Source organism: Ruminococcus flavefaciens ND2009 (assembly GCF_000621785.1).
Taxonomy (GTDB): domain Bacteria; phylum Bacillota; class Clostridia; order Oscillospirales; family Ruminococcaceae; genus Ruminococcus; species Ruminococcus flavefaciens_C.
Genome location: NZ_JHXI01000007.1, coordinates 152,851 through 169,174, shown reverse-complemented (window position 1 = coordinate 169,174; position 16,324 = coordinate 152,851). Strand labels below are relative to the sequence as shown.

5 protein-coding genes are annotated in these 16,324 nt (G+C 43.2%); all 5 read left to right on the top strand.

Annotation, left to right across the window (positions count from 1 at the left end; genetic code table 11):
* The first annotated feature begins 65 nt into the window (after window positions 1-65).
* On the top strand, window positions 66-2,843 hold the full coding sequence (locus tag T488_RS19150; RefSeq protein ID WP_082320390.1) for a BspA family leucine-rich repeat surface protein: 2,778 nt from the start codon (window positions 66-68) through the stop codon (window positions 2,841-2,843).
* A 195-nt stretch (window positions 2,844-3,038) separates the two neighbouring features.
* On the top strand, window positions 3,039-7,466 hold the full coding sequence (locus tag T488_RS0100815; RefSeq protein ID WP_082320389.1) for a BspA family leucine-rich repeat surface protein: 4,428 nt from the start codon (window positions 3,039-3,041) through the stop codon (window positions 7,464-7,466).
* 78 nt (window positions 7,467-7,544) lie between these two features.
* Window positions 7,545-11,108 (top strand): BspA family leucine-rich repeat surface protein, encoded by a 3,564-nt coding sequence (locus T488_RS0100810; protein WP_028519146.1) that lies wholly within the window; start codon window positions 7,545-7,547, stop codon window positions 11,106-11,108.
* Between the two features lie 321 nt (window positions 11,109-11,429).
* The gene (locus tag T488_RS0100805) at window positions 11,430-11,993 is read left to right on the top strand and encodes a DUF6935 domain-containing protein (protein ID WP_028519145.1); all 564 of its coding nucleotides are present in this window, start codon (window positions 11,430-11,432) and stop codon (window positions 11,991-11,993) included.
* Window positions 11,994-12,005: 12 nt separating this feature from the next.
* Complete coding sequence (locus T488_RS18485; RefSeq protein ID WP_051536091.1) at window positions 12,006-16,319, top strand: leucine-rich repeat protein; 4,314 nt, start codon at window positions 12,006-12,008, stop codon at window positions 16,317-16,319.
* Window positions 16,320-16,324: the final 5 nt, after the last annotated feature.

Here is a 16,324-nt window from a genome sequence, read left to right as displayed (position 1 = left end):
AATTAAAATAGGTAAGTATACCGTTACATAGGCGTTTTGTTAAAAAATTAAAAGGAGATGGTTTTATGAAAGGTATCAGAAAAATGCTGGCAGCGTTTCTTGCGCTGACACTGATAGGAGGGGCAGCCCCCTTTGAGGCAGGCTCCTTCGACCTGTCCGGCATTTCACTGACGGCACAGGCGGAAGATGCAGGCAGCACCGCCACCCTCGATGAGACAACGGGCGTGCTGACCCTCAGTGGAAATGTTGTGAGAGATGATGTGAGGGCATTCAAAGAAGATGAACGAGTGACTTCTGTTGTTGCAGCGCCCGGCACTGTACTGCCTGCCAATTGTTACTGTTTATTTTATCAATTCAAATCAGTGATGACCATTGATCTTAGCAAAGCGGATACATCAAATGTAACTGACATGAGCAGTATGTTTAGAGGATGTAGTTCACTATCATCACTGAATCTCAGCAGTTTTAATACCTCAAATGTGACTGACATGAGCCTTATGTTTGGGCAATGTAAGTCACTATCATCACTGGATCTCAGCAGTTTTAATACCTCAAATGTGACTGGTATGGACGATATGTTTTACACCTGCTATGGATTGAAATCACTGGATCTCAGCAGTTTTAATACCTCAAATGTGACTAACATGGAGTATATGTTTTACTGCTGCCAAGAATTGAAATCACTGGATCTCAGTAATTTTAATACTACGAATGTGACTACCATGAAATCTATGTTTTCTGGATGCAAAGCACTGACATCGTTGGATCTAAGCAGTTTTAATACTTCAAACGTGACAAATATGATTAGTATGTTTGACAACTGCCCGGCATTGACATCACTGGATCTCTCAAACTTTGATACTTCAAATGTGGAAGCTATGTCTAGAATGTTTGGATTAGACAGTGAACTGATAAAAATCATTGTTTCCGAAAAATGGAACACAGACAATGTGACAAGCAGTACAGCTATGTTTGAAGGTAGTTCCAAATTAGTCGGAGGGAACGGGACAGTCTATGATCCTAAACACGTAGATGTTGAATACGCCCGTATAGATACCCCTGAAACACCGGGATATTTAACTATGTTCAAGTACAATCCCATAGATTATTCATCTTTCAGAGGCGACCCCATCGTATTTACCGGCGAGCTGCCATACCCGGGAAGCACCGTCAAGGCTGTCGGAGAATATCACCATAATAACTGCAATATCGACCTTGACAATACCGGCTGGTATGACGCCGAAAACGAGCGCTTCCTCGAAGAAGGCGAGATCATGCAGTATAACGGCTCATATATCTACAGAGTGAGACTTACGCCGGATCCTTTTTACTATTTCACTGAACCCAACATCGACGAGTTGGAGAAGCTGCAGATCGCTTACGGTTATAATATAAATATGTCGTTTTTGGACACAGCCGGCGCATGTCTCAATGATGACGGTTCGCTGGACATCTATGCAGTGCCCAGGAAGAACGCTGTGTACAATTCAGACGAGATACTGCTTGCACCCAAGGTGGGCACATATTATCATGTACCCTCATTCACTGTCTGCGTGAGGTCTGCGTATCGTGAGTACGGCGTACCTGTCCGCAGTCTGCCCGGTGTATACGAAAGCATCACTGTGATGCCGGATTCGATACAGCTGAACTCTCTCGCCGGCAATACCCTCACCAATACCTACTTGTATAATGTGGTGGCTGAGGGGGGCTATGAGGTCAGCTTCGGCGGCGGAAGCTATGTGGATCTGAGGGATCACGACGGACGTCCCTTCACAGGTCTGAAGCCTTCCAAAAACTACGTTATGAATATCCGGCTCAAAGGCGCCAGCGAACCCTTCTACACTGAGACCTTCCGCACAGCAGACAGCGATGACACTGACGGATATATCACCGACAGCACCCTCAGCAACATTGAATTCAAGCACAACTGCTCATTCCAGAACGACCTGTCCATGTACTACGCTGTTCCAAAGGAAAGCCTCAGCGGCTACAGTAATATCCGCCTTGATGTTTCCAAGGAGGAGTATGCAGCAGGTGCATCCAAGCCCACTCTCGTAAACAGGACTATCACAAACTACAAAGAGCAGACCATCGGCGGAGTAGTTTACTATATGTTCACCTTCGACGGCATTACTTCCACGGATATGGGCAGCACTCTCACTGCTTCTCTCCTTGCCGACAAGAACGGTGTGACTTATTCCACAAAGCCGGATAAGTACAGCATAAAGGATTACGCAATGGATCGCCTCCAGAACTCAAGCAGCGCAACCTTCAAGAAAATGCTGGTTGATATGCTGAATTACGGTGCAGCCGCACAGGTGCACTTCAACAAGAATGCGGCTCATCTCGCCAATAGTGACCTCACAGCCGCACAGAAGAAAATGGGTACACAGAACCTTCCCACGCTGAAAAATGCGGAAAAGTCAACAGCAGTCTCCGGAGCAACAGCGACCTTCGATAAGAAGAACGTCTCCTTCGAGAACAAGACAGTGCTCATGTACAGGCTGAAATTTGCAGCAAATCAGAATATGTCCAACGTCAAGCTGAATATCTCATACAAGACCAGCAGCGGTGCAACGGTCACAAAGACAATACCTGCTTCACAGTTCACAAAGAGCGGAAGCTATTACATCGTAAGCATTGATACTATAGCTATCACTGATGTAAGAAGTGTAATAACCGCTAAGATATACGACGGTTCAAAGCAGATAAGCAATACCTTCCAGTACAGCATTGAGTCATACGTCAATAACAGACTGCAGAATTCCGACAGTGAGACCTTCAAGAACCTAGTCACCGAAATGATGAAGTTCGGCATCTCTGCTGAGGAGCATTTCTCATAAAAACATCATCTACAGCGGCACAGTTTCATACTGTGCCGCTTTTTGTGCAAAACAGTGAATATGCGGTAGTTTTTTTCTACACGCAGGGTTCCCTTTCGTACACTGTTCACCCACTTGTAATAATGTTATAATTAAAATAGGTAAGTATACCGTTACACAGGCGTTTTGTTAAAAATAATTAAAAGGAGTGGTTTTATGAAAGCATTAAAAAGAACGATCGCAGCGCTCATGGCGCTGGTAATAGTGGGGGGAGCGGCACCCATTATCCCCGGCGGCTTCACGGCTTTAAAGCCTGTTACGGCAAGTGCGGCTGAGGCTGGCTCAGTAACTTTTAATAAGTATACAGGCACTCTCACACTCAGCGGTGCTGTTACTAAAGAACAGGTTCAGGAATATACGCTTGATCTGAAGGTTATAAAGGTTTATGCCGAACCCGGCACTGTTCTGCCGGGGGATTGTGCGTCCATGTTTTCCGATTTCAGAGGTGCAATGCAGATTGATCTGAGTAATGCAGACTCAAGCTACGTTACCAACATGGATTCTATGTTCGCTGGGTGCAGGAGTCTTACAACGCTCGATATTTCCGGATTTGACACAAGAAATGTTTGGATTATGACACACATGTTTAAGGGATGTATGTCCTTAGAAAGTCTTGACCTTTCTAACTTTGATACAAGTAATGTTTACTATATGTCTTATATGTTTTCCGGATGTACATGTTTGAAATCACTTGATATTCATAATTTTGACACAAGTAATGTTGTTTATATGGTTGAAATGTTTTCTGGATGTAAGAATATGCAATCACTTGATATTTCTAGCTTTGTCACAAGTAATGTTAAAAATATGAATCACATGTTTGCTGAGTGTCGAATGTTGACATCGCTTGATCTTTCTAATTTTGATACAAGTAATGTTACAGATATGGCGTATATGTTTTATGAATGTAATGAGTTAGAATCACTTGATGTTTCTAACTTCGATACAAGTAATGTTGCTAATATGGATAGTATGTTTTATAGATGTTTTAAATTAAAATCACTTGATCTGTCAAGCTTTAATACAAGTAATGTTTCGATTATGATGAAAATGTTTTATAGTTGTTGTTATTTAACATCGCTTGATATTTCTAACTTTGATACAAGTCGTATTAGTAATATGGATTCGATGTTTTTTAACTGTCGTTCTTTAACATCGCTTGATATTTCCAGTTTTGATACTAGTAGTGTTTTTAATATGACTTCTATGTTTTCAGATTGTATTAATATTGAAACTATATATGTTTCAAGCCTTTGGTCAACTGAAAAAGTAAGCTTTTCCGACAATATGTTTAAATGGTGTAATAAACTTGTTGGTGGCAATGGTACTTTTACTAAGGAAGGAAAACTAGATGCTACATACGCCCGTATAGATGGCGGCGAATCCGATCCGGGCTATTTCACAGATTATTCCCGCTGCTCCTTTGACGAAGCAACCGGAACCCTTACTCTCACCGGCAACGTCACAAAAGCACAGCTGGATGAATACAGAGCCGATCCGAAAGTCAAGCATATCGTTGCAGACAGTACGGTTACTCTGCCCGATAGCTGCAAGAATTTCTTCACGGGTATGATGGCTGAGGATATAGACCTTTCCGTCGTTGATTGCGATAACGTTAAGGATATCTACAATATGATAAGCTACTGTCAGAATCTTAAGACTGTAGACCTGGGCGGTATTGATCTCAGTTCTATTGAACACGCAAACTATGCTTTTTACTGGAATCCTAAACTTGAAACTATTTACGTTTACAGTGGCGGAATCATGAGCTACATAGAAGACGGTGAAGATACCAAAATGTTTGAGGGCTGTACATCACTTAAAGGATACGCAGGAACTGTATACGACTCAAATTATGTAGGAAAATCCCGCGCCCGTGTTGACGAAGGAGCAAGCAATCCCGGCTATTTTTCAGTTTATATTGACGGCGTAAAGTATCAAAACGGCGTTCTGACTATCACAAATGTATTCGATAAAAACACATTTAAGGATACCGAATACGCAAATGCAAAGAAAGTCATCGTCAGAGGAAATGCCCTTCCCGAGTACAGCGGCGAACTGTTTTCTCAGTTCCCCAACGTTGAGGAAATAGACCTTTCCGGCGCAGATTTCAGCCATGTTACCTATATGAGAGGTTGGTTCAGAGGCCTGACAAATCTGTACTCTGTAAATTGGGGAGACCATGCTGAGACTGGCAATGTTGAGAATATGCAGAATCTGTTCAACGGCTGTACTTCATTGGAATTCCCCCATATTGAGGCTCTTGATACGAGTGGTATAGACTCTACCTACGCTATGTTCAGAAACTGCTCCAGTCTTGAAAGCGTATGGCTGAATCTGAATAATTTTGATACAAGCAACATTGTGTCATTTTCACAGATGTTCGACGGCTGCTCAAAGCTCAAAATAATAAACCTCAGCAGCTTCGATACAAGCAGTCTGACCGATACACGATATATGTTCAGGAACTGCTCTGCACTTGAAAGGATAACTGTCAGTGACAAATGGGTCAACAACGACAGATTCCTGTCCGACGGGGGAATGTTCACAGGCTGTACTTCCCTTGTGGGCGGAAACGGTACTGCATTTGATCCAAGCATAACAAACAGCAGCTACGCACGCATTGATATGCCCGGCACTCCCGGATATTTCCGCAAGAAATGCTGCTACTATGACCCTGAGACCAATACTCTTACTCTCAGCGGACTTATCGACAGGCAGGAGCTCTATGAATACACTACGGAGAACGTACACAATGCACATGCGGTATACATAGTGGCTGATGAAACGGCTATACTTCCCGAAAACTGCACGAATTTGTTCAGCGATTTACGTTATACCAGGCATATCGACCTGAGCAAGGCTGATCCCAGCAATGTCAAGGTAGTCAGATGTATGTTTGAAGGATCTGGTGCTGAGGATATCCAGCTTCCCGACAACCTTGTAACAAACAAGGTGACCGATCTGAGCGGAATGTTCAAAGATTGTGAAAAACTGGAAAGCATAGACGTATCCGATTTTGATACAAGCAACGTAACTAAGATGAACTCAATGTTCGAATTATGCAGAGAATTAACTACACTTGATCTGAGTAATTTTGATACGAGCAATGTCATTGATATGAATAATATGTTCGAATGCTGTGCCTCTCTCACAGAACTCGATGTGAGCAATTTTGATACAAGCAAGGTCACAAATATGGCTTTCATGTTTGGGGAGTGCTGGTATCTGAAAACCCTTGATCTGAGTAATTTTGACACAAGTAATGTCACTGACATGAACAATATGTTTGCTTTCTGTAATAATATGACTTCACTTGATCTGATCACGTTTGATACAAGTAAGGTCAAAAACATGAAGGCTATGTTCTTAGCGTGTAAATCACTTGTCTCAATTGATCTGAGCAGCTTTGATACAAGTCAGAATGTAGAAATAGATGAGATGTTCAATTATTGTGACGACCTTGAAACTATACTTGTAAGTGATAAGTGGAATCATTATGCTTTAACAGCTTCTGGTGAGGTATTCATGTTCTGTTGGAACCTGAAGGGCGAAAACGGAGCTAAGTACTATTATTATCAATATGAGCCTGAAAGAGATGTCATGTATGCTCGCATCGGCGGTTATATGACCGAGAATACGCTCTACAACATTGCATTCAATCACAACTGCTCATTCCAGAACGACCTGTCCATGTACTACGCTGTTCCCAAGGAAACCCTCAGCGGTTTTGAAAATATCCGCCTTGACGTCTCCAAGGAGGAGTATGCAGCAGGCGCTACAAAGCCAACTTTTGCGAAGAAAACACTCACAAGCTACAAAGAGCAGACCATCAACGGAGTTGTTTACTATATGTTCACCTTCGACGGCATTACCTCAACGGATATGGGCAGCACTCTCAGCGCTGTACTCCGTGCCGACAAGAACGGTGTGACATATTCCTCAAAGCCCGATAAGTACAGCATCAAGGATTACGCAATGGATCGTCTCCAGAACTCAAGCAGCGCCACCTTCAAGAAAATGCTGGTTGATATGCTGAATTACGGTGCAGCCGCACAGGTGCACTTCAACAAGAATGCGGCTCATCTCGCCAATAGTGACCTCACAGCCGCACAGAAGAAAATGGGAACACAGACCCTTCCCACGCTGAAAAATGCGGAAAAGTCAACAGCAGTCTCCGGCGCAACAGCTTCCTTCGACAAGAAGAACGTATCCTTCGAGAACAAGACAGTGCTCATGTACAGGCTGAAATTTGCAGCAAATCAGAATATGAACAACGTCAAGCTGAATATCTCATACAAGACCAGCAGCGGCGCAACGGTCACAAAGACAATACCTGCTTCACAGTTCGTAAAGAGCGGCAGCTACTACATCGCAAGCATTGATTCCATAGCTATCACTGATGTAAGAAGCGTAATAACAGCTAAGATCTATGACGGTTCAAAGCAGATAAGCAATACCTTCCAGTACAGCATAGAGTCTTACGTCTATAACAGACTGCAGAATTCCGACAGTGAGACCTTCAAGAACCTGGTCACCGAAATGATGAAGTTTGGTATCTCTGCTGAGGAGCATTTCTCATAAGCAGATTTGTTAAGACTTTGTAAAAGCACATATCAGGCAATTTATTCTGAAGAACGTTTTCAGTAAGGAGCTGATAATATGAAGGAAGTATTAAAAAAAACTATGGTGGCAGCTTTGACAATGACTGTTTTATGCGGTGGACTGCCTGCCGTTTCAGGTGTATCAACTTCACTTATTACCGCTGTAACTGCAAATGCAGAAGTATATTCAGGCATCGAAGTAGCGGGAGTAGAGATCACTTCTGAAAATGCTGATGATATCCTCGGAGACGGCGTTTTCAGCTACGATCCACTTCAAGAGACCATTTCTATTGCCGGTGATTACACGAATAAAGAACTTGAATATGACTATTACACCGGCGAATCCCTTATCCGTGCTACAGTGAACTGTACTGTAGTGATTGCTGAGGATTCGGTCGTTACCATTCCAAATGGAACATTTATATACTCCAGTGCTGATGTGACAATCGAAGGTCCCGGCAGCCTTGTACTCAACTGTGAGAGTGTATATGATAATCATACCACAGGAGCACTTTCAATTATCGATGCTGATATTGATATCAGAGCAGGATTCGGTGATGGGAAAGGCAGTGGTATTATCGGCGGTTGTGCCTATGTACAGTCTGATCAGAAAAAGAAGTGTAAGTTCTATGCAGAAAACTCCAGGATCGTTATTGACCAGAACAGCTCGGAATATACTTCTCTTGGCGGTTTCTGCACATACACATATAACGGCTGCAGGATCACAGAGCCGCAAGAATACAGCATTGTAGACTCGGAATACATTACAGATTGGCATCCGGCGCATATCGTGATCGAGCCTGACGAAGGTAGTTTCATCGTAGAACCTGATAATGGTGATAACAATTGCTGTTCGTTTGATGAAGGCACCGGAACCCTTACGCTCAGCGGCTTTGTAAACAGAAATGATGTTTTTGCTTACGCTAATGATTCGAGGGTACGTTATATCACTGCTGAAAGAGGTACGATTTTCCCTGATGATTGCAACAATCTGTTCCAGGATTTCCGTTGGGCATTGTCTTTTGACCTCTCAGAAGCAGACACAAGCAGAGTCACTGTTATGAGTGGTATGTTTTTCAGATGCAGTGCGCTGAAATCATTGGATCTCACCAGCTTTGACACCAGCAATGTAGTAGATATGGATTATATGTTCGCATACTGCGACGATCTTGAAAATCTAAACATAAGAGGCTTTGATACAAGCAAAGTCGCATCAATGAACCTGATGTTCTATAATTGTAATTATTTACCTTATATTGACCTTAGCAGCTTTGATACAAGTTCTGTCATAGCGATGGAGTCGATGTTCGGTAATTGTACCAGACTTGAAACAATTTATGTCGGTGATCTATGGAGCGCCGCTAAACTTAGTGTTATTGAGAGTATGTTCGATGGCTGCGGATATCTTTCAGGTGAACAAGGCACAACATATAACGGGGATCGTGTCGATTCAACTTATGCCCGTATTGACGGCGGAGATACTGCTCCCGGATACCTGACGCTCGCTCCTTGTACAAGACTGGACGAAGCCAGTGGCACACTCTATCTTTATGGCAATGTACAGCGCAGTACGATCTGGAATTATCCCAATAAAAAGAATATCAAGCATATTATTGCAGAGGAAGGCACTGTACTTCCAAAGGACTGTGACCGTATGTTCATGAGGTTCACTAAAGCTGAGTCTATTGACCTTTCAGAGGCGGATTCAAGCAGAGTGACTAACATGTATCATTTGTTCGGCGGATTGCAGAAGATGACTTCTGTTGATCTGAGCGGTTTTGATACGAGCAATACCACAAATATGATGGAGATGTTCTATTTCAACACCTCCCTGACTGCTCTTGACCTGGCGACTTTTGATACAAGAAAAGTAAAGACTATGGAGTCGATGTTTGAAGGCTGCAATTCTCTGCAAACCATCAGCGTCGGCGACCATTGGGACACTTCCGCTGTATATGAATCAGATAATATGTTCAAAGGCTGTAATTCCCTGGTCGGCTGCAACGGTACTGCATTTGACAGCAGTGCCATAGACTCAGCATACGCCCGTGTTGACAGAGGAACAGCAGCTCCTGGTTATCTGACAGGCGAATATGGTGTCTGCTTTGATGAGGCTACCGGCACCCTCTGGCTCAGCAAAGGTGCTGTCAAAAAGGAGAATGTCCGTCAATATGCGAACGACGTGCGCGTCAAGAAGGTCATAGCTGAAGAGGGAGCTGACTTCCCTGCGGATTCCAGAGAAATGTTTAAGGATTTCAAGAGCGTTGAAACTATCGATCTTTCAAAGGCTGTTACAAACAAGGTTGCAGCTATGTCCTTTATGTTTAATAATTGCCAGTCCATGACTTCAATTGATCTGAGCAGTTTCAACACGGTCAGAGTACTCGATATGAACAGAATGTTCGATTATTGTCCGTCAGTTACTTCGCTCGACATTAGCAGCTTTGATATGTCGTATGTAGAATATGCCGAAAAAATATTCTTTTATGATGAAGCACTAAGGACAATACTGGTATCAGATGACTGGAGCAATGAATATAGCTTTCAAGCGCCTGATATATTCTATGGTTGTGAGAGCCTCGTTGGAGGAAATGGGACAGAATACGATTTGTATTATACCAATGTAAATTATGCAGTTATTGACACTAAAGCCCATCCCGGCTTACTGACTGCTAAGCTTTCACCTGACATTACATTCTTGCACAACTGCTCATTCCAGAACGACCTGTCCATGTACTACGCTGTTCCAAAGGAAAGCCTCAGCGGCTACAGTAATATCCGCCTTGAAGTAACCAAGGAGGAGTATACAGCAGGTGCATCAGAGCCCACTATCGTGAAGAGAACAATCACAAACTATACCGAGCAGACCATTGGCGGAGTAGTTTACTATATGTTCACCTTCGACGGCATCACTTCCACAGATATGGGAAGCACTCTCAGTGCAGTCCTCCGTGCCGACAAGAACGGCGTGTCATATTCCTCAAAGCCGGATAAGTACAGCATAAAGGATTACGCAATGGATCGTCTTCAGAACTCCAATAACTCAAGCTTCAGGAAGATGCTGGTGGATATGCTGAATTACGGTGCAGCAGCTCAGGTACACTTCGACAAGAACACCTCAAACCTCGTAAGCAAGGATCTTACAGCCGCACAGAAGGCGATGGGTACACAGACACTTCCCACGCTGAAAAATGCGGAAAAGTCAACAGCAGTCTCCGGAGCAACAGCGACCTTCGACAAGAAGAATGTATCCTTCGAGAACAAGACAGTGCTCATGTACAGACTGAAATTCGCAGCAAATCAGAATATGAACAACGTTAAGCTGAATATCTCATACAAGACCAGCAGCGGTGCAACGGTTACAAAGACTATCCCTGCTTCGCAGTTCGCAAAGAGCGGCAGCTATTACATTGTAAGCATTGATTCAATAGCAATAACCGATGTAAGAAGTGTGATAACTGCAAAGATCTACGACGGTTCAAAGCAGATAAGCAATACCTTCCAGTACAGCATTGAGTCATACGTCAATAACAGACTGCAAAACTCAGACAGTGAGACCTTCAAGAACTTAGTCACCGAAATGATGAAGTTTGGTATCTCTGCTGAGGAGCATTTCTCATAAAAACATCATCAACAGCGGCACAGTTTCATACTGTGCCGTTTTTTGTGCAAAACGGAGACAGAACAGTGAATATCCTGTAGTTTTTTCTATGCGCAGGGTTCCCTTTCGTACACTGTTCAAGAATAAATGCTCATGGTATAATTAATTATAGTATATTTGTCATTACGGGGGTGAAGGGCTGTGACTAAGATATCTGGAAATAGATATTCATGCTTCAAAGCCGCTCCTTGTGGATTTTTGCGTATCAAACGGGATAGTCATGTTCTGTTAGGTACGCTTTTTTGTTTTTATTATTAATTTAATATAGACAGGAGGAATACTATGGGATTATTCGACAAACCGAAACAAGCAGCTAACAGTTCCGCAAATGACGCAGACAAGCAGCCGTCAAACAAAACTGTACAGATCAGTTTCTCAAAACTGCCCGACTCACTTGATGAATTCAAGGCACTTACTCAGGCTCAGCTTGTTGATCCTTTTGATACAGCAGCATTGACGGTACTTGCAATGTGCTTCTATCCGCAGAATTCAGAACTCTCACTGCAAATGCTGGGATACTTAAAAGGACCTCAGCCGCTTTCCGCCTATGACAAGCAGTTTATTGCGGACAGATTCAGAGATAAAGACTATGTTCCGCGTTCTTATTTTGTGGGAGCAGTTCCGCAGAATGACTATACTCCAGCAGAACCATATACGATAAATATAAGTGAAAATCCATACTCATATCAGGAACAGGGCTATGCAAAGCTGTTTATACAGTCAGGCGGTGCTGATTCACCAAGACCAGTTCAGCTGAGAAAGGCAAAGGACGGCAAGTGGTATCTCTGGGAGCAGTTTCTTCTTGCAGATATAAGAGTACCTGAAAGTTCAGATCCATGGGCGTAAGGAGGTAAAACTATGAGATCAAAAAGATTTATAGCGGCAGTTCTTGCTGCTGTGACCGTATTTGGCTACAGCGCAGGTTATTTCCCCGCAGGACTCATAAAGCCTGCAAACACTATCACCGCAGATGCTGGTATCAAAGATAAATTTGCAAAGAAGTTCGACTCGTTAGGCTACCCTTATAGCACAGATCTGAACACTTTTTACGGGTATATGAACACATATTTTGATTACGAGAACATTGCTTACGATAGCACAACCAGTGTTCGTTCTATCAGGATAAAAGGATTCAAAACGAATGATAAACAGATCGAGATACCTGCTCCGTATTATGATGAAGCATCAGGCTGGCTCTACAGTATTACTGAGATAGGAAGAGACTACTCATATCAACTCAGTAACCGTAATTATGTTGAAAAGCTCACTATCCCATATTCTGTTGAACTCATCGGTGCATGGTCATTGTACAATGCAGCTTCACTGAAAGAGATAGTCTTTTCAGACTTTAAGTATTCAAATTACGGTATATCCGCATACGTTGACAGATGTGATCTTAAGGAGATATCTACCTGTGCTTTTACAGGCTGTACTGCTCTTAGAAAGATCGGTCTCAGCAATGACGGAAGATTTGATGAGTTCAAAAGAATAGGAAGAAAGGCATTCGAGGGCTGTACATCCCTTACTGAATTCACAGTGCCGGATCAGGTCGAGACTATAGAAAGTGAGGCTTTCAAGGACAGCGGACTTACCGATCTGATCATCGATATCGATAATGCCAGCTTCAATACTGTCGAGACTAACGTATTTGAAGGCACAAACCTGACTACAGGCTATATCACTAAAAACATGACGACAAACCCTTACGAGAATACCTACACGCTGGAGGAGTATGTCGTAGCACAGGATAATACCGCAGGATATTATGCAGAAGACGGGGTGTTGTACAGGAATTATACTACCGGGAATTATCCAGGTAATTACCTTATGCGCTATCCCAATGCAAAGCAGGCAGACAGCTATACTGTTCCCGGCGATGTGAGCGGCATTGCTGGGAACGCTTTCTACAAGTTAAATAATGATAGCCTCAGTGTAACTATACCCTCCAATGTCAGCATTGTCGGTAATTATGCGTTCAATGAAAGCACACTCAAAAACGTGACAGTCAACGGTGCACCTGTGATCTACGACAGAGCATTCTATAATTCTGCTATTACAGGCACCCTTGCTATCAATGGCAATGCAAGGTGGGCGGACTCAGAATCAGCATACTGGTTCATGAATTGTGATCTGAACAAGGTAGTATTCGGCCCCGGATTTACATTCAGTCCTGAGGTCGGGAATATGGCGTATTATTGGAAATTCCAGTTTTTCGGAGTATCGACCGGTGATTCTGAAGGTTATTATTCTTTCAGTGATAATTATACTTATGAAGATTTCAAAACGTATTACGGCAACAGCGTTGATACTGTTGAGATACAAGGCGAATGGGATTTCAGGCTCAGCGATGAGTATTGGTATCAGTTTGGTGAACATAAATTCGAGGGCGTAAAGCACGTTGTATTCACTGATCCGGATTGTGAAATTGCCGAATTCATGTTTTCCAGTTCGCCCGGCCTTGAATCAGTAAAGCTTCCGGCAAATCTCAAGGAAATACCTTCCAATGCTTTTTTCAATACCTACGACCTCAAAGAACTTGAGCTACCCGAAACAGTTGAAAAGATCGGAGCTTGTGCTTTTCAGAACACAGGACTTGAAAGCCTTTACATTCCCTATGGTGTAAGATCTCTTACTTCTTCAAATGGTGCAAGCTACAACTTCAAAACGACCAATTCGGAATTTTATCGCACGGAGCCTTTCACACCACAGCTCAGGACGCTCTACATCCCGCCTACGCTGTCCTATAACGAGCTGAAGGATATGGAATTCGGAGATTACGAAGTGTTCAATAATTATAGCTTCGATAATCAGACCTATCCCGTAACGCTGTACGGCGTAAAAGGCTCAGGAGCCGAGCAGTACGCAAAAGAGCACTCCAATGTTACATTCAAGTCTATGGAAGATCTGAATAATTACTATGTAACAAAGGTAGAGGGCGAAACACCTGTGACGTATAGTCATGACGGCATAACCTACTATATCTCCGACACCGTTTATCCACCTCCGACGTTTACTCTCACTAATGGCTCAAAGAGCTACAGCAGCACATCTTCTGCTCTCAGTTGCAGATATGACGGCGAGAGTGATGAGATCAGATGGTGCGATGTGAAATATGCTGACAGGACAAAGGGATACGGCAGCAAGAGGGTATACTTCACTTCTGATCCGAAATGGTACACCTGCCAGCCCGGAAACAGCTATTCTCATGAATATAATACAGGTATCGTAAAGACTGTACCTCCCTGCACGGAGGACGGCTATGACTACTACGAGTGCATTTTCTGCGGTGATCGCAAGAAGATCAGCGGTACTACCGTACCTATGAAGGGACATCAGTGGGGAGAGAGATATCTGGCTAAAAACGATAGGTATTACCATGACTGTTCGGTATGCGGCAAGAGCGAGATGGTAAGCACCGTTTCATTTGACAAGAGTACCGGCGTTCTCACATTTAAAGCAGGAAATATCAGTAAAAGTGATGTTAATGATTACAAAAGTAACATCAGCGTAAAAAAGATAGTTGCGGAAAAGGGTGCTATCCTTCCTGCCGATTCCAGCAGCATTTTCAGTTTTTGTAACGTTACAACAATTGACATTAAAAATGCTGACACAAGTAATGTCACTAATATGTCATGTATGTTCGGTGGCTGTTCTTCACTTACATCAATTGATCTTGGCAGCTTTGACACAAGTAATGTCACGGATATGACTTGGATGTTCTATGGTTGTTCTTCACTTACATCAATTGATCTCAGCAGCTTTGACACAAGTAATGTCATTAATATGTCTGAGATGTTCTATGGTTGTTCTTCACTTACATCAATTGATCTTAGCAGCTTTGATACAAATAAAGTCACGAATATGAATAACATGTTCTATAATTGTTCTTCACTTACATCAATTGATCTCAGCAGCTTTGACACAAGTATGGTCACTGATATGGGAGCGATGTTCAATGGATGCAGCAAACTCAGCACACTTGATCTGAGCAGCTTTGACACAAGAAATGTCACCAATATGAGCGAGATGTTCATTTATACCACAGAACTCAAAACGATTCTGGTATCAGATAAGTGGAACACCGGCAAAGTTGAATTATCTGAAGCAATGTTCGCTTACTGTGATAAATTGGTTGGCGGAAACGGAACAGTATTCGACGAAGGTATAGTAGGCGCCACATACGCTCGTATCGACAAAGCAGGTAATCCCGGCTATCTGACAGAGAATACGCTCTATAACGTAGCTTTCAAGCACAACTGCTCGTTCCAGAACGACCTGTCCATGTACTACGCTGTTCCCAAGTCAAGCCTCGCCGGATCCAGCAATATCCGCCTTGACGTCTCCAAGGAGGAGTATGCAGCAGGTGCAACAGAGCCTACTCTTGTGAAGAAAACGCTCACAAACTACAAAGAGCAGACTATCGGCGGCGTAGTTTACTATATGTTCACCTTCGACGGCATAACCTCGACGGATATGGGAAGTACCCTCACCGCAGTCCTCCGTGCCGACAAAAACGGCGTGACTTATTCCTCAAAGACGGATAAGTACAGCATCAAGGATTACGCAATGGACCGTCTCCGGAACTCAAATAACGCTACCTTCAAGAAGATGCTGGTGGATATGCTGAATTATGGCGCAGCAGCTCAGGTACACTTCGACAAGAACACATCAAACCTCGTAAACAAGGATTTTACAGCAGCACAGAAGGCGATGGGGACACAGACACTTCCAACGCTGAAAAATGCAGAAAAGTCAACAGCAGTCTCCGGAGCAACAGCGACCTTCGACAAGAAGAACGTATCCTTCGAGAACAAGACAGTGCTCATGTACAGACTGAAATTCGCAGTAAATCAGAATATGTCCAACGTTAAGCTGAATATCTCATACAAGACCAGCAGCGGTGCAACGGTCACAAAGACGATCCCTGCTTCACAGTTCACAAAGAGCGGAAGTTATTACATCGCAAGCATTGATACTATAGCTATCACTGATGTAAGAAGCGTAATAACCGCTAAGATATACGACGGTTCAAAGCAGATAAGCAACACATTCCAGTACAGCATCGAGTCCTATGTCTACAACAGACTGCAAAATTCCGCCAGCGAGACCTTCAAGAACCTAGTCACCGAGATGATGAAGTTCGGCATCTCTGCTGAGGAGCATTTCTCATAAGGAGA